This is a genomic window from Pseudomonas sp. NMI542_15, from assembly GCF_021283425.1.
Lineage (GTDB): Bacteria > Pseudomonadota > Gammaproteobacteria > Pseudomonadales > Pseudomonadaceae > Aquipseudomonas > Aquipseudomonas fortuita.
Genome location: NZ_JAJSRO010000010.1, coordinates 1 through 25,553 on the forward strand (window position 1 = coordinate 1; position 25,553 = coordinate 25,553).

The following is a 25,553-nucleotide window of genomic DNA, read 5'->3' on the forward strand; positions in this document are numbered from 1 at the left end:
CGGATCATCTGCAACTGCTGGCAACCAATCGGCTCAACATTATCAACTGACTGTTGCACTTGGAACCTGAGGCCGCCGAGTCATGAAGACGGGAATGAATTTTGAGGAGTTGATTCGACGTCAGGCCGAGCAGGTGTTTGGCAGCAAAGCCAAGGCCGACACCTGGTTGATTCGGCCCTTGGCCGAATTCGGTGATGTTGCTGCGTTGGAGCTTGCCCGCGATGAGGCTGGATACCTGAGGGTGAAGACTTTGCTCGACCGGATAGATCACGGGTATGTCTGCTGATCGACGCATAGCCGTTGGCCTGGTTGACCTACGGTCTCTAGCTACAGGAGAACCCACCCTCTAAATGGTGTTTGCATGTGGCATTAAAATGGAGCCCACCTGGTAGTGTGATGAGGCGGAAGTATTACTTAGGATTCGCAACGAGTTTTATTGTGTTGCGCGATTTGTCATTGAAACTAGCGTGCTCATCCTATTTTAAGGGGCAGCATGAAGGCTAAATATATTGAGTGGGCCCAGTTTTGTCTGTGTCATCGGCAAATAAAAGAGGCCGCGGTGTTTGACTGTGCGCCCGTTGAACTTCCCCAGATAGACAAGCCCACGGAAATTCGGATTGCCGCCGAATTTTCGCACGGTAAGCAAATGAGTTGCTCGCTGTTCTTCGCGCCGTTGGACGAAATCGATCCGTTCCCTGTCGCTTATCGTTACAGTCGGGCTCTTGAGGGCTTGAGGGAAGGGCGCTGCTTGTTAGTTCCTATCTCCGATGATGTGGTGTGGACACCTAACGTATGGCCTGCGACGATTGGAGAGCTGAATGCTTTCGTTGCCGACTTGACTGACTCTCAAGGATATTTTGAGGCGTGGGTCATGCAAGAGCACAGAGAGTCAAATCAGTTGTTAATGGTGGCTGTAGTTCAAGGTGGTGTGTGTCATGGATATTTACTTGGATTTCCGAGTTCTGCGGGGTTCAGTGGAATTCGTGTGATTCCTATTTTTTTCGAGCAAGTCGCTGAGTTAAAAAGTCAACCCCCTGTGATAGTTAAGCTAGAGCTCAGCGTGAAGCATGTAGAGACTTTACAAAGGCATGTCCGCCAGTTTCAGTCGTTGTCTGACGATGCTCAGGAGGATCGACGGTTGCGAGATGCGCTCCATGAGCTGGGTAATGCTTTGGAAAACTCTGCGACTTCCTGTTCGGCAAAAGACGTCGGATCTAATTGAAAGGTGGCCACTCACTAGGCTCTATTATCGATCTCTGGGCACAAGAGGGTGGTGATCGCAGAGCGCACCTGTGTCCCCAGGATGCCGCGCGTTCCTCCGCTTTGCCAATGTATAGCTTGCCTGCTTCGCTCTCGGTGAGCCCTAGGCGTTGTTTTGGGTAAACGTCAGCGAGTTAATTGCCAATTCGGCACACCTCGACCTGGTAGCCCATCGCACCAAGCCTTTGTGCAAATTGCCTGAAGTTCACCTTCGAGAAAAATGGCATGTGCAGCTCTGTATTGGGTTGCATGATGGCGAACACGATTTTGTTGCGCGGCTGTGAGCCTGGGTTGAAAGCGAATTGGAACCCTCCCAGATCTGCGAGGTGTGCGTTCACCTGGGTAACAACGTCCGGGGAGTTGATCAGAGCCTCAGCAGACACGTAAGCCTGAGAGAAGAGGTGGCTGAGCACGCTAGACGACGAGTACTTTTTGACGTGGATGATGTGGTGATCCGGTGTGAGCAAATCACAGAACTCGAACGGGCCGCCTGCGCCTGTAAGTCTTACCAGCTTCTGGTCGAGCAGATAGAAATTTACGTTATCGGCAATGCGCCTCAGGTAGGCGCCTTCGTGGTCAGTGCGGTAGGGGGGGAACTCCAGGTTGCACGGAGTTGCAGCCTCAAAAAAGCGATTCACTTGCTCGGTATAGTCGCGATCGATCTGATACCAGTCACCTTCGCTGAGTAGGTAGATTTTGCCTTCGTGCTCAATCTCCGCCTCAAGACACATGTACAAAGGCCAGGTGGCAAGTCGTTGCTCGTCAGCCCCGTAGAGGTAGATGCGCTCAGAATCCAGCGCTGGGCGGGTGACGCCGCCCAGTAAGTGCTTGGCGAGCAGCGCTTGTCTAAGATCCAGGTCAAATGAGATCACTGGGCCATTGTGCGAACGCGCACTACGTTTGACATAGCTAAAGCCGCTGACATCATTTCCGAGCATTTCAGGTGCAGCTGCGCGGACGCAGTCAAACCGCTCGGCATTCATCGCTTCCACGAGCACACGATCTAAATGTCCTTCGAGTGCCGCATCTCGCACCGGGACGATGAAGTCCATCCAGGGATATTTTTCCTTGCAGTGATCATCTTCGTAAGCCGTCAACAAACGAAGCGCGATTTCTGGGAAGTCTTCAAGCTTGACGTCGGAATGTAAGGCCAATGAGTCCGAGCCGCTGACGTACTCGCCTTCATCTTGATCGTTCTCCACGATCCCGGTCAGCGACTTGAGGATCTCCGAATCGAACTTGAAGTCGAATTCGGTTATCGACAACAGCCTCGACGACTGCGCCTTTGAGCGTAACGGAGTGCGGTCAATGTTGGATTTCTCCACAGACTTGATCAGCAGTGGATCCGTAAGGCTGAGCGCGGTGCGTAGCCCGAAGTAGCGCTCAATCGCGAGAGGATCAATCAGGTGCCTGGCATGGCCAAAAGTGAAGCAAAAAACCCTGCCTCTAATTGCCAGGACGAGCAGCGCTTTGAGCGATCTGCCGGTCAGATCAAGGCCCGCTACTTCTGGAACTGCGCCGAAGAGCTGCGTCCACTTTGGATGGGAAGGGTTTTTCTGGTGATAGAAGAGGCATTCAACATCACCTAACGCGAGCGCGATTGGTCGTAGGTTCACCTCGTCGGAAAGCGCGTCCTGGATGGTTCGCCCTTCCTTGAGCAAGAACACATTGATTGTGATCTTCACGCATCACTCCTTGACCCCTCGCCTTGATGTTAAATTGGCATCTGCCACTGTCCCCGTCAAGCCAGGTAAACGACGCGCTAGGCCACCTACTTTGGCCAAGGTGGGGATCATGAAATTAGGGTGTGCAGCACCCGTACGCGCTACCCTGTTGTATCACTCATGCAATGCACGAGGAGCGCAAATGAAGCGAAATTTGTACTCGATGCTCATGCCCGACGATCCCATTGTGCAAGAAGCCGTTGAGGCCATGAAGCGCTATCACCAAGCCCAAGACGCAGGCGAGCCTGATTGTGAAGTCGAGCGGTTAAGATTGGCAGCAGAACAGCTGTTCCAGGCCGTCAGCGACTACCAGCTCGCAGCGTTGGGGCATCAAGCCCTGGTTCGCCACTGAGCATGGCCGAGCACCCTCAAACTCCCGATGGCCGCTATTTCGTGGTGAGGGGGCGCCTATGGAGATGCAGTGATCCCACGCTCACCGTTGAGCGCCGGCAGCAACTGGTCGACGCATTGATGGATGCTCGACGTGCAGTGAAACTGGCAAAGGCAGCCAATGATCCTGATCAGCTTCTGAGAGCCAGGCAACAGGTTGACCAGGCGAAAGTGGCCTTGGGTGAGCGCGGGCCAGTTTGGTGGAGCGATGGTGCGCCCGATTACAACCGCAAGCTGGTCACCCACTCGCCTTACCATAGCTGGTACCAAGCTTTGAAACCTGGAGCCTAGCGGGCGCTATGCACCAGTGCACGCTCAGTCCTTACTCGATATATTGATGATCAGCCCGGTTATCGAGTAAGCACGGTTTGTCATTCATGGAGTGGAATTACCCAGCGGCCCGGGATACTGAGCGTCTCGTCTGGGAGGCCGCTGTGGCGGCCTATGGCGCGGATCTGCCTGCCATCCTCAGTGACCTTCTTGATCGCTATACACGCAGTCCTGGGATGGATGCTGTCGCTCGCGTAACCCCAGAATGTCTGAGTACACACGGTTACGCCGCCTTGTTAATGGCGTTGAAAGCCAGCGAACGCCGGGATGTCCGGTTCTTCGATCAGGGCTGGCATATCGAGATTCGCTCGCGGTTGCGACGGTATGTTCATCGAGGCCTTCAGCGGCGGTTAGTGGCGAACGCAATTGCTTCGGAATTGCTTGTCGAGGACTTGCTGGCACATGACCTTGGCGTCTAGGCGTGTATGCCGGCAGCGGTATGGCACTGCATGAAGAAGCCTTCGACACGCGTCCAGGAGAGTCGATGACGCGTGCCTTGGTCTGGGGGGGACGTGCGAGGTGCCTCGCTACCGAGCGCAACCAGCCTTCGCAACGGCTTGCTTGAACAAGCAGCTGGAAGCCGTGGGTAGCAATTTCCTCTCAGCGATCCACGGCTTGATGAGTCCAGGTGACATAAGCCGCTTTGAGAGATTGAGGCAGTTGTGGGGAATCGGGTTTCAATTCGCCCGATTTCTTCACCCACTCGGTGAGCCAGGCGATGACCAAAGTTCGAGTGACAGGGCTGGGCCCAACCTGGCGCTCCAGTTCGGCAGCTACCTGATCTAGGAACGCGATCTTCAGCGTCCAACTGGGCTAGCTGATCAGCCATTGTCTCGTCCTCCTACCCCACGTGCTGCTTCGGTTCTTGGGCGGATAGAGCCAGGGCACGACCCCGGCCAGCGCCCCGCGCCATGGCCCTAGTTACGTATTCACCAGGCCTTTTTGCATAGGCTTCCTCAATCCTAGCCAAGCCCGAGCGCTCGTAGATCCCGATGAACAACTGGGTGTCCCCTGTGCGGGAAAGCCGAACCTGAACATCGAGCTTGGCTCCGTCATCTAGTTCCTCCACATGGGAATGGAGCTGCAGAGCTGGATCTGCACAAGCCCAAAATACCGCTCCACGATGTCGCATCCTTGCCTCCTCATTAGGTCTTCCTCATTCGCTACATACAAGGACGCGAAATCATAGAGCAACGATGATTAGTACCACCGATCCGAGCTGCGACAGACTGTGGTGAACACCTGAGGCTCAGCGATTACCTGAAAAAGGTAGGGCGCATTTCCGTCGCCCCTGACTTTGGGAGTTCAGCATGAAAGCCATCGTGTACAACGGCCCACGTGACGTCGCGGTCAAGGATGTACCAGACGCAAAAATTGAAAAGCCTACGGACGTGCTGGTACGCATTACCACGACCAACATCTGCGGTTCTGATTTGCACATGTACGAGGGCCGCACCTCGTTTGAAGCCGGGAGAGTCTTTGGTCACGAAAATCTCGGTGAGGTGATCGAGGTGGGGGCAGGGGTCGACAGGGTCAAAGTCGGTGACCATGTCTGCTTACCCTTCAATATTGGCTGTGGATTCTGTGAGAACTGTGAAAAAGGCCTCACTGGGTTCTGCCTTACAGCGAATCCTGGTGCTGCGGGCGCCGCTTACGGTTTTGCCGAGATGGGCCCGTATCAGGGCGGGCAGGCCGAATTGCTGCGCGTGCCTTATGCGGATTTCAACTGCCTGGTACTACCGGAAGATGCCCAAGAGCGTGAGGATGACTACGTCATGCTCTCGGATATCTTCCCTACAGGTTGGCATGCAACAGAGCTTGCCGGTTTGCTACCGGGTGAAAGCATTGCGATTTACGGCGCAGGGCCTGTCGGCCTGATGGCCGCCCATTCGGCAATCATCAAAGGTGCATCTCAGGTGTTCGTCATCGACAACCAACCGGATCGTCTGCAACTTGCCGCGCAGCTGGGGGCAACCCCAATCAACGCAGTCGAGCAGAAGGCCGTGGAAGAGATCATGAACCTGACCCATGGCAAAGGCACCGACCGGGGATGTGAGTGCGTGGGCTACCAGTGCTGCGACAAGCATGGCCATGAAGCGAACTACCTCACCATGAACAACCTGGTCGCTTCAACCAAGGCCACAGGCGGCATTGGCGTGGTTGGTGTGTTCGTGCCAGAAGATCCTGGAGCGAAAAACGAACTGGCGAAGGAAGGCAAGATGGCCTTCGACTTCGGTGCGTTCTGGTTCAAGGGCCAGCAGATCCGGACAGGCCAGGCGAATGTGAAGGCCTACAATCGCCGCCTGGCAGAGCTCATCCATCATGGGCGCGCCAAGCCCTCGCAGATCATTTCCCATCGTTTGAAATTGGCCGAAGGCCCAGATGCCTACAAGCATTTCGATGCGCGGGATGATGGTTGGACGAAAGTGGTGCTCAAGCCTGCTGCGTGATCCGCTCTCACTGCTTCCAGGGAAGGAAGCTTGGCGAGAAGGGAGACCTGCATGCTTTAGAAGCTAGCCTCACCGGCTTGTCAGGGCGTTATCACCCGGCAATTTCCAGTTGTGTGTTCTTCCGCCACCCTCGCAGATTCATGGCGCAAAGGCAAAACTGCAGGATGATCAGAGCCCAGGCTTGTGCTTGCCAGCCCCACACAGCCCACAGCACGTTGCTTGCGATGAAACAGCAGAATCCTATCTTCCTTCTACCCGGACGGCGCGAACCGATGCACCAGGCTGCCAGTACGGTCATCACCATGGCAGGCCATTCAAGTAACCCGATCCAATATTCCATGAAACTTTCCAACTGATGATGGGATATCTGAAACTAATCACCTGCCAGCGTTCTGAGCGCTGGCAGGTGATCGCTTGACTAAGCCGCTCGCTTCTCGCCCTTGAGCATCTTTTTCTGCATTTCCATGGTTCGCCCCAGCTCCTCAAGGATGTCCTTGCTGAGCAGCTTCTTCGCCGTGGGGAACAGCTCGCCTTCTTCTTCCTCGATGTGATGCTCCAACAACTCTTTCATGACCTTGACCCGCCCGGCGAATTCGACGGTGCCGGTTTCGGTATGCAGGAGGTCGGGTAGGACGAGGGAGTCAACAGTCCGGTGTTCTTCCTTGGCCTCGTAGTACATCTTCGCTTCTTCCTTGCCACCCGCTTCCTTGATGGCCGGATAGAGAATTTCTTCTTCGAGCGCGGTGTGAATCTGCAGCTCCTGCTCGATCCTGTGGAGTAGATCGGCCCGTTTTTTCACTGCTCGCTCGGTGGTGGTCGACAGCTCTTCGAGCAGCTTCTTTACCAACTTGTGGTCTTGAATCAGTAAGTCGATAGCGTTCATGGCGTTACCTCATCACGGATTGAAAGAATGGAAAACTTGCCTGTGGTTGAGTGGCCGCCAAGCGAGACGGTTCAACGCAGATGATGTCTGGCGTCATCGTTCGGGATGGCAGCCCCCGATGGCCATTGCGGCCTTGAGGGCTGCCAGGTGAGTCAGGCCCTGCGGAAGGTTTCCCAGATATTGTCCAGTCTGCGGATCGATCATCTCCGAGTAGATGCCTACACCGTGTGACAGCCCTTGCAAAGCGTCTGCATAGGCGGCTTCGGCGCGATCCTGGTTATCCAGAATGGCCCAGGCTTCGATAAGCCAGAATGTGCAGGCCAGGAAGCAACCTTCCTCTTCCTGTGCATCGGTGTAGCGATAATGGAAAGCGCCGGCCCCCAGATCATGATCAATGGCTTCCAGCGTGCTGCGTAGACGTTCCTGGCTGGGGTAACCGAACCTGACGGCCAGTGCCAGTGAAGCGTCCAGTCGGTCGCTGCCTGGATAGAACAGGTATGCCTGACGCTCTTCGCTCCAGCAGTGCGCCTCGATCCATTGCTGGATGCGCTGTCGCTCGCGATCCCAGCGTTCCCGGCATGTAGTGGGAAGGTGACCGCCATCGGCCAATTCGATGGCCCGGCTCAAGGCTTGCCAACAGCTGATTTTAGACATCGTGTAATGCTGTTTTTCCGGCAACTCCCAGATACCGGCGTCCTGCTGACGCCAACAGTCTGCGCATTGGTCGGCAAGGCCTGAGAGGAGCATGGCGCTCGGGGAATCAAGAATATTGCCGCTGTCAATGAAACAGCGCGCTGTTTCGAAGATATCGCCGAAGACGCCGTGTTGAAGTTGGTCGCGGGCATCATTGCCGACGACTGGAGGGGAGTTCTTGTAGCCAGGCAGGTCGACCGGGCGCACGCAATCACCGATTGCACCATCGAGGGTATAAAACACCCGTGGCCCATGTTCATCCAGCCGGCGCAGCAGCCAAGTGAATGCAGCTTTTGCTTCTGGCTGCGCGCCGATGCCCAGAAATGCTTCGATGGTGTAGCCAGCGTCGCGTATCCAGGCGAAGCGGTAATCGTAGTTTTTGCTGCCGCCAATCCGTTCGGGAAGGGATGAGGTCGCTGCCGCCATGATCGAGCCACTTGGAGAGGACAGCAGCAGCTTGAGGGCCAGCGCATTTCTGATGACCTGGGTCTGGTACGGGCCGTCGTAGACCAGCCCCTTCGACCATTGGCACCACTCCCGATGCGAGCCGTCGATGCGTTCATCGATCAAGGCCAATGGGGGCACCACCAGGGGCTCATCTCGTCCTGCGATGATTGCGACCACTGAGCGTTGTCCTGCTGCAAGGCTAAGGACAGCACGCACGCCCATGTCATCCTTGCGTTCGATGTGCACCTGATGGTCGTGCAGGAACATGCCGAGTATTCGGCCCGCATGAAAAACGCAGGCATTGTCATTCGGCGCCACGTAGGGGCTTACCGTGTCGGCTTGGGTTCCGAAGTCGATGGCGATGTCGAAGTCGACCTTACCCTCGATACCTTCGATGCGTCTGGCGAGTTCGGCCCAAGGCAGGCGTCCAGCAGGGCCACTGTTCAAGGATTCCGTCAGCCGGGCACGACCCTGACTGGTAATGAAGATTGTCTCAAGGACGTTGCTGTCTGCCAGGTAGCGGCGCTCAGCAACGAATGCCTCGCTAGGGGTAATGGAAAAGAAGCCTCCAGTCTGAGGGGCCAGCAGCTTGTCGAATAGGGGAGGTGAATCCATGTGCGGCACACACCACCAGTCGATGGAACCGTCCAGACCAATCAGTGCCACAGAGCGCCCATCGCCGAGCGCACCATACTGCTCCAGGGGCAACCATCCACCCTCATCACGCTGAGGTGCACCCTGTTGAGCTTCTACCGGTTCTCTTTCCATCGGTATGCCTTCGAGATCACGTGTTCTGATTCCGACAGGGCTATCTGGCGTCTGGTTCGTCTTGTGTGAGCGCCGCCCAAATAGAGGGAATTTAGGATTGGCATGGATATCTCATGTAAAGCGAGACAAAAGGGCGCTTCGTCCCCTCGCATTTACCCTGCAGGGAACAAGAACAAAAGGGGGCTTACATGAGTTGTCTGATTTGCGCGGGGCAAGCTGAGTCCGTCGAATGCACCAGTGGCTGGGAAGAGCGACACTGTTCTCAATGCGGCTGTTACCGAATGTCCCTGGCGCTCATTCTGGTGATGATGGAAGAGGGTCAGATTTTTGATACCGAGCGGATGCGGGCCTGGCTGGTATCTCGGCGCGAATTGATGCCCATCCCTACCATCGACCATAGCCAGGCGATATTGGCACTTTAATCGGGCCTGGGCTCTACCACTGGCTACCTGGTGTCTCACTCAGCAGGAATGATCGAAATCTTTCCATTGCGTTCGACGATGGCGAACTTGACATGCTCTATGTTCTCGATGCCTTGGCTGTCCCGCGCTGACTCAAGGATATCGTCCTCCGTGAGGCGTGCCCGACGCATGCGGTGATGCAGAAAACGTCCATTCTCAACAACCAGGGTAGCGTGCCCATCCAGAAACCTGGCCAAGGGCTTGGAGTTGAGCTTCGCGAGCGAAAGGCCGACGTCCAAAACGATCAGCGTGGCAATCACCAGCATGGCATTGGTGAATGAAAAATCCTCGCCCAGAAGTGCCTGCTGGGTGGCTTCCCCAATGATCAGTAGCAAGACGAAGTCGAAAGTCGTCAGGTCGGCCAGTGAGCGCCGCCCGGCTACGCGAAACAGCAGCATGAGGGCGACGTACATCCCGGCTGCGCGGAGGATAGAATCCATGACGCACTCCTAGGGGTAAAGAAATGTGGAAAAGTGAACGGCGCTTTGGGGGCCAGCCCTGACGCTACCCTCCAGAGTGCCCACGTGATCACTTCTAAGGGTCAGGTACAAGGTGGCCAAGCCATCTTGCCCAGTACCCAGTTGGAACAGCATGGCCTGGCCATGGGACATCGACAGTTGCGGCTGCGGTTGCAACGTCTCGATACTGGCGTTACGAAGCAACGATCCCTCAAGTTGCACCTCCACCGGCTGACCGGAGATACCCTGAACGGTGATGAAAAGGCTGTCTGTCGTGCCACTTCGGCTGAGGCGCTGGTACTCGACCCGTACCCGGCCATCCTGGCTCACCACCTCGGCATCGCTCAGCGGGCCATTACCGAAGAGGCCTGCCAAGGCAAGCAATACGATGGCCACGAGCACGTACCACCCCACGCGCTCGAAGCGCCAGACGCGCTGCTGCATCGGCATATTTTCTTGAACAGGGTGACGTCTGGATACCAATTCATCTTCCGACATGACCACAGCCCTCAGGCGCGCTCACCGCGTAACCAGCGCTGGTGATAGTAGGAAAGCCGGGTCAACCCGAACAGGGCACCTTGGCGCATGACCTCAGACCGCTCGCCGAAGAAACGTTGAGTGCGCGTGAAAACGGCATTTGGCTCGCCGGCGAAAGCCCACGCAAAGCACATCGTCCCCGGTGGTATCCCGGATTCGGGCGCCGGCCCGGCTACCCCGGTGGTGGCGATCACAACATTTGCATCGCTGTCTCTCAAGGCGCCCAAGGCCATTTCCCAAGCTACTGCTTCGCTGGTCAGGCCGTATCGTTCGATGGTTTCGGCGCTGACCCCCAGCAGGCGTTTCTTGGCGCTGGGTGAGTAGACGACGTAGCCGCTTTCCAGCACCTCTCCTGTACCCGGTACCGCGGCCAACAAAGCCACCATGCAGCCCGCAGTGCACGATTCTGCGGTGGTCAAAATCAGTTTGTTGTTTTTGAGATAGCCGAGGGCGGCCAGTACAGGGTCGTTTTCCATTCCAGAATCGACTCGCTTGTTTTGCGGTGGACGCGAGCCTGGGGTAATTGGTTCATCGCCCCTGTTGCCCGCCCATCTCCTGAAGTGTCACTGACCTGAACTTTGCCCCGTGGATTGGCTTCCCTTGTTCAAAGGCAATGGGAGGAGAGCAACATGCAGAAAGTGAGCGACAGGCAAAAAGAAGGTGCGCAGACAAGGCCGCATGGGGAAGAGGAGCGAGACAACGATGCTCATCGTCCGGATGGATCCACCGGCACATCACATGACTCGACAGCGCAAAAAACGGCCCGTGATCACGATCAGCACAAACGCTGAAACTGCCACGCAAAACGGTTTGAGGCTCGCCAACTCGGCGAGCCTCTTTTCGCTAAAGGATCGGTTTGCCCCCAGTCACTGCGTAACGTGAGCCACTTATATAACTGGCCTCGTCGGAGCCCAGCAGCACGTAGATCGGCGCGACCTCCACCGGTTGACCAGGACGTCCCAGTGGTGTTTTCGAACCGAAGTTCTTGACCGCTTCATCTGGCATGGTGGAAGGAATTAGAGGCGTCCAGATAGGCCCTGGCGCAACGCTGTTGACCCGAATGCCTTTCTTGCCTAGCAGCTGAGCCAGGCCAGCAGTGAAGTTGGCAATGGCCCCCTTGGTCGTGGCGTAGGCCAGCAGGCTGGGGGATGGATCGTCGGAATTGACCGAGCTCGTATTGATGATCGAACTGCCCTTGGGCATGGAAGGCAGGGCCGCCTGGCAAATCCGGAAGATGGCGGTGATGTTGGTATCGAAGGTTTTCACCCATTCATCATCGTCGATCTCTTCCAAGGTCTCGTGGGACATCTGGAACGCCGCGTTGTTGACCAGGATGTCGATACGCCCGAACTGGCTGACGGTCTTTTCGACGATGTCGTAGCAGTGCTGTTTCTGCGCCAGGTCTCCGGGCAACAACAGGCATTGACGGCCTGCGGACTCAACCCAGCGCGCGGTTTCTTGCGCGTCGTCATGCTCATTCAGATAAGCGATAGCGACGTCGGCGCCTTCACGGGCATAGGCAATCGCCACTGCCCGCCCGATGCCGCTGTCTGCTCCGGTGATAAGGGCAATCTTGCCTTCGAGTCGATTGTGGCCGGTATACGACTGCTCACCACAATCCGGGTAAGGCTCCATCTTGCGTTGTGAGCCGGGGACATTTTGAGGCTGCGAAGGGAAGGGTGGGGTAGGGAAGTCGCGCATGGTAGAAGCTCCTGCAGTTGAGAACGTTCATACCGGTTCGAAAAGCCTGGCCTGCGCGTGTTGGTTTCAATCTGCGGTTGGTACGACGAGCGGTGCGGAATATCAATCCAATTGAATTCCATGCCCCATCGCCTGTTCTACCGGACTCAGCTCCAGTCTCATCTCTTCGCTCGGAGCCCAATTCCCGGAGTAGCGAGTGTCTCGAATCATTACCCCAGCGACCCCTGAGCACGAGATCAGCGAGCACAATGCCAGGATGTTTGGCTCTCCCAAGGAGCGTCTGGATTTTTACCGGCGTGAGATCCAGTACGAAACCAGCATCCTGGCCAACCGTACGGATGCCTACCTGGCGGCGCAGTCATTCCTGGTCATCGCTTTCGTCTCATCCATGGGAAACCTCAATCAAGGGTGGGGCGAGATGTTCACCCTCATCGTGCCCGCGTTCCTCGCCTTGCTCGGGGTACTGAGTTCGCTCAACGCCTGGCCTGGCATCCGGGCGGCGTACAACATCATCGATCACTGGCAGTTCAAGCAGAGCCACCTGCTGCGCAGCGAGCCATTGATGGGGTTGGCTTACGACGAGTCGCCGCTGTTCTGTGAGGCGGAAACCTCGCGTGCAGGGCATCGAAAGTCATTGCTGTTCTCGCTACGGACGCCGTGGATCTTTCTGGTGTTCTGGGTGTTATTGGGTAGCTACTCGGTTTACATCCAACTGGCCTGAACACGTTTGCGTGCAAACATGGAGGTAACGTTTTGACGACTGAGGCATTACTGACCGAGCTCCTCAACGCCCGAGGGCCGGGCGGACAAGAAGATGAAGTACGGGCCATTTGTCTGCGCGAGCTGCGCCTATTCTGTGATGACACGCACATCGACCCTGCTGGCAATGTGGTGGGGGTGATTCGTGGGGGCCGCACTGGTAGCCCAGAGGCAGCCATACGCGTTATGGCCCACCTCGATGAGATCGCGATGATCGTCAAAAATGTGCTGGAGAACGGCACCCTGGAGGTGCTCGCTCTAGGTGGTTCGCAACCGATAAGCTTCGGTGTCTGCCCTGTCGATATCCTGGGCGATGAACACATCCTGCCGGGTGTTTTGTCCTACGGTTCCATGCACAACAGCGGTCGTACTTCGAATGGAAGAGACGTGCTGGCAGGAAATGTTCAGTGGAAAGATGTCTATATCGTCACGCGCAAGAGCCAGTCGGATCTCCAGCAACTTGGCGTTCGGCCTGGTACTCGAGTCGTGCTCAGTCAGCACTGGCGTAAGCCCTTCAAGGTACATGACTGTATTGCCGCTCACTTCCTCGACGACCGAGCTCCGCTGAGCGCTGTCATTCTCTGTGCGAAGCTGCTGAGTGAACGGCGAGAAAAACTGAAGCAGGACGTTTGGTTCGTGCTTACGACGCTGGAGGAAGAGTCGAATGCCGGCGCCATGTACGCAGCTTCCCGACTGCCCGGCGACACTACAATCGCTGTCGAGGTCGGCCCTGTACTTGAGGAATATGGCACGGAGCTTTCGGCCAACCCGATCATCAATACCGGCGACCAGAAGGGATACTACAGCCGCACCGTGGTGCAGGGCCTGATCGCCGCTGGCCTAAAGGCCGGCTTTAAGCCCCAGTCGGCATTGCTCGTCGATTTTGCATCCGATGCAAGCGCGGTGATGAGCGCCGGGATCGATGCCCGGGCTGGTTGCATTGCTATACCGACCGAGAATACCCATGGCTTCGAAATGGTGCTTCTGGAGGGGATTACGGCCTGCGCCGCAACACTGGTCGAATTCATGCTGGATGCCCATCTGTCCGACATTTCAAGAACTGGCTGAACGCCATTGGAGTAGGGCGCCCTGAGCTTAAGACAGGCGAAGAAACCTTCGCCCTCGCCTTGGGAGTGTCCTATGCAAAAGTGCCATTGGGTGGCTGCGGTTTCGGTCTTGGGGGTCTCGATAGCGCTGGGCGGGTGCGCCCGCGATCCTGAAAAGCGCTCGGTCTCCGAGCTTGCTGTGAGTGGCACCAAAAGTCTTTTGCGCACGGATTCCGACATGCAGAAGCTGCTGAACAAGTTTGCCAGCTTCGATGCCAAGGCCATCGAGAAGACCACGCCTCAGGAGGCCCGTCAGCAGCCGACCATGGCCGATGCTGTGAAGGGCGTGCTGGAAGATCAGAAACGCAGTTCGAGCCCCGAGTCATTGGTGCCCGGCGTCACCACGCGGGAAATCTCGATACCCAGCCCGTCAGGCTCCATGCCGGCCACGGTGTATACGCCGCCAGGCAATGGCCCTCACCCAGCGGTGCTGTTCTTCCACGGCGGCGGTTGGGTGATAGCAGATCGGAAAGTTTACGATGGCGGCGCACGCGGGTTGGCCAAGCAAGCCGATGCCGTGGTGGTATCGGTCGATTACCGCTTGGCTCCTGAGCACAAATTCCCCGCTGCGCATGACGATGCCCTGGCGGCTTACCGTTGGCTGGCAAGAAACGCCGCCTCCGTTGGCGGGGATCCAGAGCGCCTGGCATTGGCCGGCGAAAGCGCAGGCGGCAACCTCGCCGTCGCTACTGCAATGGGCGCCCGAGATGCTGGCCTGACAGCACCGAAACACGTCCTTTCGGTGTATCCGGTTGCGCAGTCGAGCACCGATACCGCTTCCTACCTCAAGTACGCCGATGCCATGCCGCTGAATCGTCTGATGATGCTGTGGTTCATCGGCCAAGTCACCAGTTCGCCTGCCGATGTCCAGGATCCACGTATCAACCTCGTCAAGGCTGACCTGCATGGCTTGCCTCCGGTGACCATCATCAACGCGGAAATCGATCCGCTGCGCGACGATGGCGCCCAGTTGGAGCAGGCGCTACGCACAGCAGGTGTGGCGGTAGATCGCAAAGTCTACGACGGCGTGACGCACGAGTTCTTCGGCACTGCCGCCGTCGTGAAGAAGGCTGAGGACGCACAGGCCTATGCGGGTCAGCGCCTGAAAACTGACCTCGCCAAATAGAGCGCAAGCATGCGTTAACGCCAATCAGTGCCCTTGAGGCAGCCGGAGAATCCTGATGAATAACCAACCGGATACACCCGTTGCAATTATGCCGCTGCGCTTCCAGCCCTCTTTCGAGCAAATTCCGGATGACGAAGCCGAGACGAGCAGGGAGCTGGCTGAAACCCTACGGCAGATCATGGAAACCACGTTCAAGGACAACGGCCACGCCAACCGCAGTGTCCATGCCAAGGGACACGGATTGCTGCGCGGGAAAGTGACCATCCTCGAAGGACTGCCAGCGGAACTGGCACAAGGTGCCTTTGCCAAGCCCGCTACGCTGCCGGCCTTTCTGCGGTTTTCCACCAACCCAGGGGATGTGCTCGATGACAAGGTATCGACCCCGAGGGGCTTGGCACTGAAGATCGTGGGTGTCGAAGGCTCCCGCCTACCTGGCAGTGAGGGGCAGGTGACCCAGGACTTCGTCACCGAGAATGCCAAAGCCTTCACCTCGGCAACGCCCAAGGCGTTCCTGAAAACGCTGAAGATGCTCGCGAAGACGACGGACAAGGCACCAGGCATGAAGAAGGCACTGTCAGCCGCACTGCGGGGAGTGGAATCGCTGGTCGAATCGGTGGGCGGCGAAAGCGCTACGCTGAAGAGCCTCGGTGGCCATCCCCAGACGCATATTCTGGGCGAGACCTTCACCACGGTGGTGCCGATCCTCTACGGCCCTTATTACGCCAAGCTGGCCATTGTTCCTGTGTCGCCCTCGCTAACCGAGTTGACTGATCTCAAAGTGGAGCTGAAGGGCGACCCGGACGGGCTTCGCCATGCCGTAGAGGCGTTTTTCAGGCAGAACGGCGGCATCTGGGAGCTGCGTGTGCAGCTGGCCACTGACATCGAGAAGATGCCCATCGAGGACGCATCAGTGAAATGGTCGGAAGCGTTGAGCCCCTACGTGACAGTTGCCAGGGTAGAGGTCGAACCGCAGGCCGCCTGGGATGATGAAAAGGTACGCGACATCGATGATGGCATGGCATTCAGCCCCTGGCATGGGTTGGCTGCGCATCGTCCCCTGGGAGGCATCATGCGGGTGCGCAGGCCCTCATACGAAATGTCAGCGCAGTTTCGCGCTACGCACAATGGGTGCCCGATTCACGAACCGCGTTGAATTTACGCAGTTGGCACATTTTCCATCCATGAGCGATGTGCATGCCCCCTGGCAATCCAATGGAATTATCTCTTCTACGGCTTGCTCAATAGCGTATGAACTAGGGAGCGGATCTTGTGCCAGCACTTCAATTGTACGTAATCGAGTATGACCTGCACGGTGACCATCGGACGTTCATCATCCGCTTGGAGAAAATGGACAACGCCGTGGCTTGGCACTGGGCCAGTTGCGATGCCGGCGTTGGCATCATCCCAAGATTCAGTCAGCAGAAAATCAAGTTGGTCAGTCGACCGATGGCCGAGCGCTATGGCATCGCTAAGGTGAAGTGGCGGCTCGCCGGCGATGGCCCTGAATTCGTAGCGCAACCTATCGATGTCAAAAAATTCTCGGGGGTTGCTGAAGGTACTTGAAGCCCGGCGCCCCGATCCATCTGCTTTGAGGTATTGCCATGCAGCCGAAAACCGAAGGCTCCGAAGAAAAAGGGCCAAGCGACGTGCCCTTCATTAACGATCCGGAAAAGCCCACGTCGCCGCCACTCAATGACGCTGATGCAACGGAGGCAGCCGAGGCAGAGGAAGACATCCAGGATGACGGCGAAGCCATTTAACCAAGAGGAGCACACGATGGACAATTACCACCTCAGCCCGACATCAGAAGGATGGGAATTGAAGGAAGCCGGTGCTGAACGCGCCTCCAAACGAGCGTCGACGAAGCACGAGCTCGTCAGCGCCCTTGCGGATTTCTTTGATGGCAAGACGGCGTCGGTGAAGATCCATAAAGCGGATGGCACTATCGAAGAGGAACGCACCTACCCACGATCTGCTGATCCGCGCCGTAGTAAAGGTTGAAGACTAGAACTGCCTGTGACCTCGGCATTGAGGTCACGGATGCCCTTGGCGTGTTCAGATGGTTGTTGGCCAGCTTTCTCATGGGGAAGCGCATCCGCGCCACCGTAGCAGTGCAGGCGTACCGGATGCTTGTCGATCAGCAGGGCCTGGGTACGCCGATTAAGCTTGCCCAGACTTCTCATTCCACACTGGTCAGACTGCTCGGGCAGGCCGGCTATGCGCGCTACGATGAATCCACTGCCCGACGACTGCATGATCTTGGCAACAAGGTAGAAGTGGAACTTGCTGCTCAACTTGAGGCACTGCAGGAAGAATCAAATGCTGAGGGATTCAAGCGCTGGCTACTGAGTTTCGAGGGCGTAGGCCCAAAGACCGTGGAGATTTTCATGCGTGAAGGCTTGGCCCATTTGACGAAGTTGGAAGGCCATTGAGCATGGGTGGCCTTTAGCCCCCATCGACGCATGTCCGGATGAGTGAAACACTCGAAAATCTAACCATGGACTGGAGCAGGTGATGAAGCTCGACATCGAGGGTTTGTCGCTGTCAGGTAAGACGGTAATTGTGGTAGAAGACGATCCAACGCTTCAGACCCTGTTGGTGGACATCCTGATCGAGTTGGGCGCCACCTGCGATGCGTTCGATAACTCAGAAGATGCCTTGATTCACTTGATGGGACTTAAGAGCGACTGCTCGTTGATCGTTGTCGACCATGGTGTTCCGGGAAGCATCAAAGGTATGGAGTTCATCTCCATGGCACACGAAAGGTGGCCTGGACTACCCGCCATTCTGACTTCTGGCTACCAGCTTGATGCTTCTCAGGTGACGCCACCCGTTACCTACCTCTTCAAACCGTGGTCGATAGACGAGCTCGCTCAAGCTATTAGCCAGGCGCTTCACCCTGCAAATTTACCTTCAACTCTCCCGCCGCTCGACCAACAAGGACTCTAGCGCTGCAGGTTATCCCGAGCACCATCGTCCGTGTGATGCTCAGCAGGCGCCTGATGGTGGGGATCACATTCGCTGCCCATCGCCTGATATTCCTTGCGAAGTTTATGGATTTCCCGGTTATCGAGCGCTTCGAGATCCAATACCGACTGCTCCGCAGATTTCGTAGCGCGGATCAGTTCGTCGAGCTTCACGTGGATGATGTCGTTATCCCGGTTCTGGGTGTTCTGAATCAGGAAAACCATCAGGAATGTGATGATGGTGGTCGACGTGTTGACGATAAGTTGCCAGGTATCGTTGTAGTGAAACCAGGGCCCAGATGCAGCCCACATGGCGATCAACACCACGGCGATCAAAAAGGTGCTCGGTTTACCGGCGTGGTTGGCGAGCCATTGGCAGAACTGGGCGAATTTCATGACGTCATCTCCATTGCGATCCATAGGGTTTGACCGCAGCGGAGCGCTGAAATCTTTTTTTACATTTACCTCAGGTATTGGGTGAACCCACTAAGCGCAGCGGAACGACGTGGCGTGCCGGAAAGTCAAAAAAATACTCGAAAACTTTCCCAAGGCTTCTGCGCAGATGACCTTCATCGTCTGGTTCGCCACGCTGGGCGCAGTCTTGCTGCTGCTCGCACTCTCATCCTCCTACCTGCGCTGGATCCCTGTGACCTCGTCTGTAGTGTGCCTTGCCCTGGGTATCGGCCTGGGTACATCGGGGCTAGGTTTTCTTCAGCTGGACGTGAGCAAGTCGAGCGGATGGATGGAGCACCTTACAGAAGTCGCGGTGTTGTTTTCGCTGTTCTTCAGTGGTTTGAAATTGCGCCTGCCCTTGCACAACCGCCGTTGGTGCAGCGCCTTTTTTCTAGCAGGGCCAGTGATGTTGATCTGCATCGGTGGGGTAACGCTGGTGCTGCATCACGGCCTGAACTTGGGGTGGGGAGTCTCGCTACTAATCGGGGCGATCCTCGCACCCACTGACCCCGTGCTCGCAACTCTGGTGCAGGTGGTTGATGCCCAAGACGATGATCTTGTCCGTTTCAGCTTGTCGGGTGAGGCAGGGCTTAACGACGGCGTGGCGTTTCCCTTCGTCATGCTTGGACTGTTCCTGCAACAGGACAATGGCCAGGCCTGGTTCAGTGACTGGTTGTTCAAGGACATGCTGTGGGCAGTAATCGCAGGCCTGTTGCTTGGCTACTGGATGGGGCGCGGCCTGGGCAAGCTCACGCTGTTCTTGCGTCTGCGCAACGACGACAGCACCGTCTCGCCCAATGACTATCTGGCCCTTGCCCTGATTGCGTTGGCATACGTGAGCGCCGAGTCGATACAGGCCTATGGGTTCCTCGCGGTGTTCGCTGCGGGCCTCGGTTTACGGCAGGCGGAGGTGCAGACCGCCAATAGCCCAGAAGAACCGGCTGCTGAACATCTGGTACAGCCTGTGGTGGGTCACCAGCACGTGGCGCCGGAGCTAGCCGTCAAAGGCGATTTGAAAGGGCTCGACGACTCGCAGGTAGCAGCGGGGATCATGTTGGGTGACATGCTGGCTTTCGGTAGCCTGATCGAACGGGCAATGGAAGTGTTTCTGGTGACCCTGCTCGGGGTAGTGCTCATTGAGCATTGGGACTGGCGGGCAGTGCTGGTGGCCGGCGCTTTGTTTTTTGTCATTCGCCCCATCAGTATCCTGCTGTTTCCGGCTCGGGGAGTGCTGGATATCCGCCAGCGTGGGCTTTTGGGGTGGTTTGGTATCCGAGGTATCGGTAGCTTCTACTACCTGTTCTATGCCCTCAATCATGGGCTGCTTCCCACGTTGGCCGCGCAGAGCATCAACCTGGTGCTGTCAGTGGTGGCGTTGAGTATTCTGCTGCATGGGTTGAGTGTCCAGCCGCTTCTTGCCAGATACGAAGCGTGGAAGGAAAGGGTTTCCTGATGGCCGTTCAGGAGAAAAGTGCCAGGGCAGCTATTGCCCTGGCACTGGATCACCGCCAGTTAGCGGTTTTCGCTACCGCGACCGCCGCCGTGGCTGTTTTGCCCGCCTTTACGGCCCGCTTCGGAGGCACGCTCACGGTCGTTGGCAAAATTGCCGCCTGAACTCTGCCCGCCTTTGCGACCTGCCTCCGACGCCTTCTCGTGATCATTGGCAAAATTGCCAGGATTGTTCTGAGCAGTGCCACCTTGATGGCCACGATTGGTTTGGTTGTTAGCCATGATCTTTCACCTCATGTCGTCACACAGGAAAGTCTGTGTTCAACTCGGACGTCGGGGCGCGGGGTGTTTACTCCGTGGGTTTTAGCCGAGGCCGACGGGTTGCGCGAAAGAACCGGTGCAGGCGTGTGTGGCGTCCTTAAGCTTTGTTCGCGAACGTTTGGAAAGGATCAAGCTTGGCAGACGTCGACCTTCCAGCCCCGTCGGCGTGGTTAAGCTGAGCGCAGAGCAGTTCCTGGAGCTGGGTTATTGGCCACGGCTTAGGAAGGAACTCCGCACCTGGCGGCAACACTCTCCCTGCAAATTCGTAGTATCCGCTCATGACAATGATGCGCGTCTGAGGTTTTTGCTGGCTTGCCATCCAGGCAAGATCAACCCCATTGAGTAAACCTGGCGTTTGTACATCCGTTATCAGCAGCGTCCAATCTTGCTTCCTCAACGCCTCATTGCCGTCATCGGCAGTCGCCATCGCTGTCACCATGGCCCCCCATTCTTCCAGGTACAGGGTCAAAAGCTCTCGAATCATGGGTTCGTCCTCAACGATGAGAACAGTTGGGCGAATTATCTTCGCAGCGGAAAGCAGCTCTTTCATACGGGTACTCGGACATGCGGCTGCAGGAAGGGAGGGACATCCAGGTCTGCTTGCTTTCATCCAGCAAGACGTAGCAGCGCGCCATCACTACGACATCGCCAGCGTTCAAGAAATTCACTCCAACTTGAGTCAGTGCCATCAATTCGCATCCGTGAGCGTATCTATAGCGGGGGCGACCCTCTGGACGCATCCATGCCGCTGGCACCGCTCTGCTGAACCTCTGCAATCTTCGTGACTCAACCCTTCATCAGCGTGTGAGGCCTCCTGATGCGAACGTTCGAGAAAAACCTCTCCGCCGCCCAATTGCTGAAGCTCAATTGTTTGGCAGTTTGGTATCGGGTGCTTGAAGACAGGGCATTGCGCATGGACTCGCCGGACGACTATCACGAGGAATTGCTCCGCCAGGCCGATGAGATGGATCGTCGAGGAATTGTCTCCTGGCAGGAATGGCGCGATCTTCGTCTGGAGGCTGACGCTGCTTACCTGAGAGCGGTAGCAGGGAAGGACTATCGCCCGGTTAATCCCACAAGCTCGTCAGCAGAGTAGGATCGAACGTGATCTCGCAACCACGCTCATTCCTCTGTAAGCAGACTTTCTCTATCTATCCCTGCGTCGTGAATGTGTGAATGTAAAACCCACAAGGATTCCCAGCGCCGCTGCGCCGATCAGCAGGGGCGTTTTATCTTTTGGCTTCCTCCAACCTCCGTTGATACCCCTCCTGCCACTCGGAGGCTCAAAGAGGTTGCCTGATGATGCTTCGGCTATGGGACTGCGATTTATCCCCCAGCGCGTCAGCCTTCCTGACAACAGAGGCAGGCCTGGTATCAGGTAGCTGGCCAAATGCGCGAGGCGCGCCGCAGCGCCAACCGTGGTGTGAGCACGAGGCGAGATTGCGCAGGCCACCATAGCCTTCGCCACCATTTCGGGATCGTATACGGGGCCTGGCGGTGTCAGCGCATGCCCGGTGTAGTTACCGCCGTCTCGGAAGCCTGGTGTGTCCATGACGGCTGGATAGATATCGCACACATGGATGTTGGGAAACTCAGTCAATTCGCCCCGCAATGCCTCGGTCAGTCCGCGCAAGCCGAACTTGCTCGCCGAGTACGCGGCGGCGTAGGGCTGTGCCACCCAGCTGCCCAGCGACAGCGTGTTGATCAGAATGCCGCTGCCCTGTGCCTTGAAGAAGGGAAGGGCGACGTAGGCCCCTCGCAGGTAACCGATCAGGTCAGTCTGGATGACCTGCTCGTGCGCCTCCAACGGCGTTTCTTCGAAATTGCCGACCGCGCCGACCCCGGCATTGTTGACCCAGATATCGATCCGTCCCTGTCCAAAGTCTGCGGCCTGAGCGGCAAGCGCTTGAACCTGGTCGCTGTGGGTGACGTCGGTCGTGATCGCTATGGCATCCGTACCGCAATCGGTGCATTCATCCAGCACGTCGAACAACGCCTCTTCATCGCGTGCGGCGAGTACAAGGCGAGCACCTTTGCACGCAAAGGCATGCGCGGCGGCTCGGCCTATGCCGCTGGATGCGCCGGTGATGACCACGACCTTGCCGCGCAGAGGCCCTCTGAGCGGAGCGCCACGGTCAGGCGCTTCTCGTTTCGTAGCCGAGGCGCTGGGGTCAAGGGGTGCAATGGGGTCGCTGGCCTCGATCCGCGAGAGCTCAAGGGAGGTGCCATCGACCAGGGTCAACGTCAGCCCTTCGACCGTGCCTGCCGCTCGGTTTGGAAATACGGGCTCACCTTCAGCATCCAGGCTGTCGTAGATGAAGCGTGTACCTTCGAGCCAGCCCACGGCGGTGAGAAGTTCAGGGCCGAGATAATACTTCCCGTCTTGAAAGAAGCCTGGAAACTGATGAGCGCGCTCCACGTTTTCCACGCGATAGCGTTCGCCTGATTTCATCCCTGTCGCTTGATCGATCATATTGAAACCCCTGTAAGTGGAGCTCGGAAATGTCAGCCTTTGCTGTGCTCGTCGGAAGTGGGCCCGGTACCGCGCTTGATACCGCGCGGGCCAGCAACGCCCCAGATACCTAGGCCAATTAACGGTAGCGCGACGATCAGCAGGGCCCAGGCCGCTTTGACTGCATCTGACTTGTCGCTTCTGAACACGCTGACAATGGCCCACAGATCGATGAGTAAAAGGATTGCCGCGACGGCAATCCAGAAGTAGCTGGCGACCTCATTCATGATCTTGTCTCCTCTACACGTAGTCAGGGCCCAAGGTGCCCGGTGCAGCGCCCGGCACCAGGATGACTTTGCGACAGTTGTCCTGCTTCTGGTCGAACATCTTGTAGCCCATGGCCGCTTCTTCGAGTGCTAGGCGGTGGGTGACGATGAGTTCCGGTTGCAGGCGTCCCGCCTCGATGTGTTCAAGAAGTTCAGGCAAGTATTTCTGCACGTGGGTCTGGCCCATCTTGAACGTGAGGCCTTTGTCGAAGGCGTCGCCGAACATGAAGGCGTGGATGAAGCCGGCGTACACACCCGGCACACTGACAACGCCGCCGCGACGCACTGCAGCAATGCTCTGGCGCAGCGCCTTGCCACTGCTGCCTTCGATTTTCAGCGCCGTCATCACCGTTTCGGCAGTGCTGCCCTTTGCCTCGAAACCGACCGCATCAATCACTGCATCGACGCCGCGCATGCCTGGTGTCTGGCGGATGATGCTGTCGGCGGGATCGTCGTCTTGCTCGAAATTGATCGGTATGACGCCGTAAGCCTCGCGGGCGTAGGCCAGGCGGTAGTCGTTGTCATCGACCATGAAGATGGTCTGTGCCCCGAGCATTCGCGCACAGGCGGCGCTTAGCAAGCCCACCGGCCCGGCACCATAGATCGCCAGCGATGAACCCTGGCCAATCTCGGCATTGATGACCGCCTGCCAAGCGGTGGGCAGAATGTCCGAGAGGAACAGCACCTTGTCATCGGCCAGGTCGGTGGGCACTTTGAACGGGCCGACGTTACCTTTGGGCACCCTCACGTAATCCGCTTGGCCGCCAGGGATACCGCCATAGAGATGGCTGTATCCGAACAGCGCGGCGCCCGGGGGAATGCCCTTCTTGTTGATGATCGAGCCCCGCCCCGTATTGGTGGTTTCGCAGGCAGCGAACAGATCGTGCTGACAGAAGAAGCAGTTGCCGCAAGCGATCACAAAGGGAATCACCACGCGGTCGCCGATCTGGAGATTGGTGACGGCATTCCCGGTGTCCTCGACGATGCCCATGAACTCATGGCCGAAGATATCGCCGGCTTCGGTTTCTGGGATTTTGCCTCGGTAAAGGTGCAAGTCGGAACCGCAAATGGCTGTGGCGGTGACCCTGAGGATGATGTCGTCTTCTTGCTCGATGATCGGGTCAGGAACGTTATCGACCCTGACGTCGTGTGCTCCGTGGTAGGTCAGTGCTCTCATGAATGTCAGCTCCTGCAGCCGCGTAATTTCGTGATCGGTATGCAGGGGAAGCCATGGCGGACAGCAAAGTTCAGACCAACAAGGCAGGCGGTACTGATTCGCTGCCTATCCGAAAGTTGGCTGAACCAATCGGATCACATCGATATCAGAGCGATCTAAATGGAGCTGCTGGGACGAATCGGTGGCCATCCATCATAATCGGCTGTTCGCAAGGGCTAGCTGTGAGAATCCCAAGCCCGGGGGCTTCAACCGTTCCGCTTTAAAGCTAAAGGGGGCTGGCATGCGAATACGTGGTGATGTCTTCTGGAAATGGGCTGACCCCGCGCTTGCCCACCGCAGTTATGATGAAACGCTGGACGACGGAACCGCTATAGAAGTCCAGACGAGGTTGTCACGAACCGGAGCCACCCAGGTTTTTATCGGGGTTTATGCCGCGAGTGGAATGCCCCTTCACGAAGAGGCATTTGCTGCCATGCCGGGCGAATCGATGAATCGTGCGCTGGCTTGGGGGATAGGACGGGCCAAAAGCATTGCCAATGAGCCAAATAGGAAAGGCATTAAGCGACCGCCATTCAGTACGATGGGGGAGTAGGCAAGCCCAGCCAAAACCAGAAAATTTCTCCTCGTACCGATACTTTTCTTGGGACGGGCAAGTTTTCTGATCGATACTCATCAGTGCTGCTGCCTATTGAACATCAAGCTCCTTGGCTGATTCAGGCTATTCGTTAGCGGTGATTATTCCTTCTCGTCTTAGCAGATCTACGTTGGTTGGCTTGACTGAGGTTTTGGTGATTTCCTGGATCGAGAACCAGCGACACTCCACTATCTCGTGCGAAGGTCGAGGCATCATGCTGGCCGGAACGGCCATTCGGTACAGCCAGTGCTCTTCCTCTTGGAGCACGTGATGCCCCAAAAACTGAGCGTCAGTCAGTTCTAGGCACGTTTCTTCCCGTAGTTCACGACGTGCCGCTTCAAGCTGCGTTTCGCCAGGATCGATTTTCCCGCCAGGGAGTGACCACTGAGGTGCCTCCTTGCGTACAAGCAATACCTTCCCTGCCTGCAGGCAGATGACGGTGGAATGAAGTTCTCTCGATGGGCTCATCACTTGTCCTCCCTTTGACGGAAGGCTCTCATGATCTGGTGAAGTTCACTTGATGCGTCGAAAGGCGTTCGACTTACCTGAGCAGGGCATTACACGCTTCGGCGCCGATAACTTGAACGTTGCCCTCGTTACACCGGTCATCTAACCGACACACGGAAGATTTATTCTCGGCAAGGAACCTGCCGGATCTAGGCCAGCCAACGTTAAGGGCAGC

At 57.0% G+C, this 25,553-nt stretch carries 36 protein-coding genes; 20 read left to right on the forward strand and 16 right to left on the reverse strand.

The genetic code is table 11. The features are described 5' to 3' along the window. The first annotated feature begins 82 nt into the window (after window positions 1-82). Both LU684_RS15600 and LU684_RS15605 read left to right on the forward strand, forming a co-directional pair. Window positions 83-286 (forward strand): MbcA/ParS/Xre antitoxin family protein, encoded by a 204-nt coding sequence (locus tag LU684_RS15600; RefSeq protein ID WP_104834327.1) that lies wholly within the window; start codon window positions 83-85, stop codon window positions 284-286. Between the two features lie 207 nt (window positions 287-493). Further along, window positions 494-1,222, forward strand: a complete 729-nt coding sequence (locus LU684_RS15605; RefSeq protein ID WP_104834328.1) for a hypothetical protein — start codon at window positions 494-496, stop codon at window positions 1,220-1,222. Window positions 1,223-1,394: 172 nt separating this feature from the next. Here LU684_RS15605 and LU684_RS15610 read toward each other — a convergent pair whose 3' ends face one another. Further along, on the reverse strand, window positions 1,395-2,945 hold the full coding sequence (locus tag LU684_RS15610; RefSeq protein WP_104834329.1) for a TIGR04141 family sporadically distributed protein: 1,551 nt from the start codon (window positions 2,943-2,945) through the stop codon (window positions 1,395-1,397). 181 nt (window positions 2,946-3,126) lie between these two features. Here LU684_RS15610 and LU684_RS15615 point away from each other — a divergent pair, with 181 nt between their 5' ends. From LU684_RS15615 to LU684_RS15625, 3 genes are all read left to right on the forward strand, one after another. After that, window positions 3,127-3,336, forward strand: coding sequence for a hypothetical protein (locus LU684_RS15615; RefSeq protein ID WP_104834330.1), 210 nt, complete (start codon window positions 3,127-3,129; stop codon window positions 3,334-3,336). A gap of 2 nt (window positions 3,337-3,338) precedes the next feature. Further along, window positions 3,339-3,665 carry a hypothetical protein gene (locus LU684_RS15620; RefSeq protein ID WP_104834331.1) on the forward strand — a complete coding sequence of 109 codons (327 nt, stop codon included), beginning with the start codon at window positions 3,339-3,341 and terminating at the stop codon, window positions 3,663-3,665. 86 nt (window positions 3,666-3,751) lie between these two features. Continuing rightward, the gene (locus LU684_RS15625; RefSeq protein ID WP_104834332.1) at window positions 3,752-4,123 is read left to right on the forward strand and encodes a hypothetical protein; all 372 of its coding nucleotides are present in this window, start codon (window positions 3,752-3,754) and stop codon (window positions 4,121-4,123) included. A 422-nt stretch (window positions 4,124-4,545) separates the two neighbouring features. On the opposite strand, the gene LU684_RS15630 is transcribed toward LU684_RS15625, so the two are convergent. After that, window positions 4,546-4,836 carry a hypothetical protein gene (locus LU684_RS15630; RefSeq protein WP_054903766.1) on the reverse strand — a complete coding sequence of 97 codons (291 nt, stop codon included), beginning with the start codon at window positions 4,834-4,836 and terminating at the stop codon, window positions 4,546-4,548. 178 nt (window positions 4,837-5,014) lie between these two features. On the opposite strand from LU684_RS15630, the gene LU684_RS15635 reads away from it, so the two are divergent. Then, complete coding sequence (locus LU684_RS15635) at window positions 5,015-6,154, forward strand: glutathione-independent formaldehyde dehydrogenase (protein ID WP_104834333.1); 1,140 nt, start codon at window positions 5,015-5,017, stop codon at window positions 6,152-6,154. Window positions 6,155-6,245: 91 nt separating this feature from the next. Here the strand turns inward: LU684_RS15635 and LU684_RS15640 are convergent, their stop codons facing one another. From LU684_RS15640 to LU684_RS15650, 3 genes are all read right to left on the reverse strand, one after another. Further along, window positions 6,246-6,494, reverse strand: a complete 249-nt coding sequence (locus LU684_RS15640; RefSeq protein ID WP_016711391.1) for a hypothetical protein — start codon at window positions 6,492-6,494, stop codon at window positions 6,246-6,248. A 78-nt stretch (window positions 6,495-6,572) separates the two neighbouring features. Beyond that, window positions 6,573-7,037, reverse strand: coding sequence for a hemerythrin domain-containing protein (locus LU684_RS15645; RefSeq protein WP_054903765.1), 465 nt, complete (start codon window positions 7,035-7,037; stop codon window positions 6,573-6,575). Window positions 7,038-7,130: 93 nt separating this feature from the next. Further along, window positions 7,131-8,885: a glycoside hydrolase family 15 protein gene (locus LU684_RS15650; protein WP_082432303.1), complete on the reverse strand. Its 1,755-nt coding sequence runs from the start codon at window positions 8,883-8,885 to the stop codon at window positions 7,131-7,133. 248 nt (window positions 8,886-9,133) lie between these two features. Between LU684_RS15650 and LU684_RS15655 the strand changes: the two genes are divergently transcribed. Then, window positions 9,134-9,367, forward strand: coding sequence for a hypothetical protein (locus LU684_RS15655; RefSeq protein WP_232894815.1), 234 nt, complete (start codon window positions 9,134-9,136; stop codon window positions 9,365-9,367). 35 nt (window positions 9,368-9,402) lie between these two features. Here the strand turns inward: LU684_RS15655 and LU684_RS15660 are convergent, their stop codons facing one another. The 3 genes from LU684_RS15660 to LU684_RS15670 form a co-directional block, all read right to left on the reverse strand. Continuing rightward, the gene (locus LU684_RS15660; protein WP_054902874.1) at window positions 9,403-9,846 is read right to left on the reverse strand and encodes a DUF421 domain-containing protein; all 444 of its coding nucleotides are present in this window, start codon (window positions 9,844-9,846) and stop codon (window positions 9,403-9,405) included. 9 nt (window positions 9,847-9,855) lie between these two features. Then, window positions 9,856-10,308 carry a hypothetical protein gene (locus LU684_RS15665; protein ID WP_082422865.1) on the reverse strand — a complete coding sequence of 151 codons (453 nt, stop codon included), beginning with the start codon at window positions 10,306-10,308 and terminating at the stop codon, window positions 9,856-9,858. A gap of 65 nt (window positions 10,309-10,373) precedes the next feature. Further along, complete coding sequence (locus LU684_RS15670; protein ID WP_054902872.1) at window positions 10,374-10,877, reverse strand: CinA family protein; 504 nt, start codon at window positions 10,875-10,877, stop codon at window positions 10,374-10,376. 153 nt (window positions 10,878-11,030) lie between these two features. On the opposite strand from LU684_RS15670, the gene LU684_RS15675 reads away from it, so the two are divergent. Next, on the forward strand, window positions 11,031-11,192 hold the full coding sequence (locus LU684_RS15675; RefSeq protein ID WP_172455974.1) for a hypothetical protein: 162 nt from the start codon (window positions 11,031-11,033) through the stop codon (window positions 11,190-11,192). Window positions 11,193-11,244: 52 nt separating this feature from the next. Here the strand turns inward: LU684_RS15675 and LU684_RS15680 are convergent, their stop codons facing one another. Next, the gene (locus tag LU684_RS15680; RefSeq protein ID WP_054902871.1) at window positions 11,245-12,102 is read right to left on the reverse strand and encodes an SDR family oxidoreductase; all 858 of its coding nucleotides are present in this window, start codon (window positions 12,100-12,102) and stop codon (window positions 11,245-11,247) included. Window positions 12,103-12,298: 196 nt separating this feature from the next. Between LU684_RS15680 and LU684_RS15685 the strand changes: the two genes are divergently transcribed. The 9 genes from LU684_RS15685 to LU684_RS15725 all read left to right on the forward strand — a co-directional run bounded on the left by LU684_RS15685 (window position 12,299) and on the right by LU684_RS15725 (window position 18,042). Continuing rightward, entirely contained in the window at window positions 12,299-12,823 is a 525-nt protein-coding gene (locus tag LU684_RS15685; protein ID WP_054902870.1) for a hypothetical protein, read from the forward strand. 32 nt (window positions 12,824-12,855) lie between these two features. Further along, the gene (locus tag LU684_RS15690) at window positions 12,856-13,929 is read left to right on the forward strand and encodes a peptidase M42 (RefSeq protein WP_104834334.1); all 1,074 of its coding nucleotides are present in this window, start codon (window positions 12,856-12,858) and stop codon (window positions 13,927-13,929) included. 216 nt (window positions 13,930-14,145) lie between these two features. Then, window positions 14,146-15,093 carry an alpha/beta hydrolase gene (locus tag LU684_RS15695; RefSeq protein ID WP_223849223.1) on the forward strand — a complete coding sequence of 316 codons (948 nt, stop codon included), beginning with the start codon at window positions 14,146-14,148 and terminating at the stop codon, window positions 15,091-15,093. 55 nt (window positions 15,094-15,148) lie between these two features. Continuing rightward, window positions 15,149-16,246, forward strand: coding sequence for a catalase family protein (locus LU684_RS15700; RefSeq protein ID WP_104834336.1), 1,098 nt, complete (start codon window positions 15,149-15,151; stop codon window positions 16,244-16,246). A 116-nt stretch (window positions 16,247-16,362) separates the two neighbouring features. Continuing rightward, entirely contained in the window at window positions 16,363-16,656 is a 294-nt protein-coding gene (locus LU684_RS15705) for a DUF6555 family protein (RefSeq protein WP_060510441.1), read from the forward strand. 38 nt (window positions 16,657-16,694) lie between these two features. Next, window positions 16,695-16,853: a hypothetical protein gene (locus LU684_RS15710; RefSeq protein ID WP_172455977.1), complete on the forward strand. Its 159-nt coding sequence runs from the start codon at window positions 16,695-16,697 to the stop codon at window positions 16,851-16,853. Window positions 16,854-16,869: 16 nt separating this feature from the next. Continuing rightward, entirely contained in the window at window positions 16,870-17,094 is a 225-nt protein-coding gene (locus tag LU684_RS15715) for a DUF2188 domain-containing protein (RefSeq protein ID WP_054902865.1), read from the forward strand. Continuing rightward, the gene (locus LU684_RS15720; protein ID WP_104834337.1) at window positions 17,091-17,525 is read left to right on the forward strand and encodes a DNA methylase; all 435 of its coding nucleotides are present in this window, start codon (window positions 17,091-17,093) and stop codon (window positions 17,523-17,525) included. Before LU684_RS15715 ends, LU684_RS15720 begins: the two co-directional genes overlap by 4 nt. 82 nt (window positions 17,526-17,607) lie before the next feature. After that, window positions 17,608-18,042, forward strand: a complete 435-nt coding sequence (locus tag LU684_RS15725; protein ID WP_054902863.1) for a response regulator — start codon at window positions 17,608-17,610, stop codon at window positions 18,040-18,042. Here the strand turns inward: LU684_RS15725 and LU684_RS15730 are convergent. Then, window positions 18,039-18,455 carry a low affinity iron permease family protein gene (locus LU684_RS15730; protein ID WP_054902862.1) on the reverse strand — a complete coding sequence of 139 codons (417 nt, stop codon included), beginning with the start codon at window positions 18,453-18,455 and terminating at the stop codon, window positions 18,039-18,041. The two genes, LU684_RS15725 and LU684_RS15730, sit on opposite strands and share 4 nt — an antisense overlap. Before the next feature lie 166 nt (window positions 18,456-18,621). Between LU684_RS15730 and LU684_RS15735 the strand changes: the two genes are divergently transcribed. Next, on the forward strand, window positions 18,622-19,965 hold the full coding sequence (locus tag LU684_RS15735; protein WP_060510444.1) for a cation:proton antiporter: 1,344 nt from the start codon (window positions 18,622-18,624) through the stop codon (window positions 19,963-19,965). Window positions 19,966-20,024: 59 nt separating this feature from the next. Here the strand turns inward: LU684_RS15735 and LU684_RS15740 are convergent, their stop codons facing one another. Then, window positions 20,025-20,243, reverse strand: a complete 219-nt coding sequence (locus LU684_RS15740; protein ID WP_104834338.1) for a general stress protein — start codon at window positions 20,241-20,243, stop codon at window positions 20,025-20,027. Window positions 20,244-20,379: 136 nt separating this feature from the next. Further along, on the reverse strand, window positions 20,380-20,832 hold the full coding sequence (locus LU684_RS15745; protein ID WP_104834339.1) for a response regulator: 453 nt from the start codon (window positions 20,830-20,832) through the stop codon (window positions 20,380-20,382). Between the two features lie 267 nt (window positions 20,833-21,099). On the opposite strand from LU684_RS15745, the gene LU684_RS15750 reads away from it, so the two are divergent. Next, window positions 21,100-21,378 (forward strand): hypothetical protein, encoded by a 279-nt coding sequence (locus tag LU684_RS15750; RefSeq protein WP_104834340.1) that lies wholly within the window; start codon window positions 21,100-21,102, stop codon window positions 21,376-21,378. Between the two features lie 51 nt (window positions 21,379-21,429). On the opposite strand, the gene LU684_RS15755 is transcribed toward LU684_RS15750, so the two are convergent. The 3 genes from LU684_RS15755 to LU684_RS15765 are packed head-to-tail and all read right to left on the reverse strand — an operon-like array spanning window position 21,430 to window position 24,237. Beyond that, window positions 21,430-22,755, reverse strand: a complete 1,326-nt coding sequence (locus tag LU684_RS15755; RefSeq protein WP_104834341.1) for an SDR family oxidoreductase — start codon at window positions 22,753-22,755, stop codon at window positions 21,430-21,432. Between the two features lie 32 nt (window positions 22,756-22,787). Next, entirely contained in the window at window positions 22,788-23,021 is a 234-nt protein-coding gene (locus tag LU684_RS15760; RefSeq protein ID WP_054902856.1) for a PLD nuclease N-terminal domain-containing protein, read from the reverse strand. 13 nt (window positions 23,022-23,034) lie between these two features. Further along, window positions 23,035-24,237: a zinc-dependent alcohol dehydrogenase gene (locus LU684_RS15765; RefSeq protein ID WP_054902855.1), complete on the reverse strand. Its 1,203-nt coding sequence runs from the start codon at window positions 24,235-24,237 to the stop codon at window positions 23,035-23,037. 280 nt (window positions 24,238-24,517) lie between these two features. On the opposite strand from LU684_RS15765, the gene LU684_RS15770 reads away from it, so the two are divergent. Beyond that, window positions 24,518-24,829, forward strand: coding sequence for a hypothetical protein (locus LU684_RS15770; protein ID WP_054902876.1), 312 nt, complete (start codon window positions 24,518-24,520; stop codon window positions 24,827-24,829). Window positions 24,830-24,955: 126 nt separating this feature from the next. On the opposite strand, the gene LU684_RS15775 is transcribed toward LU684_RS15770, so the two are convergent. Beyond that, the gene (locus tag LU684_RS15775) at window positions 24,956-25,339 is read right to left on the reverse strand and encodes an NUDIX domain-containing protein (RefSeq protein ID WP_190977292.1); all 384 of its coding nucleotides are present in this window, start codon (window positions 25,337-25,339) and stop codon (window positions 24,956-24,958) included. Window positions 25,340-25,553 lie beyond the last annotated feature (214 nt).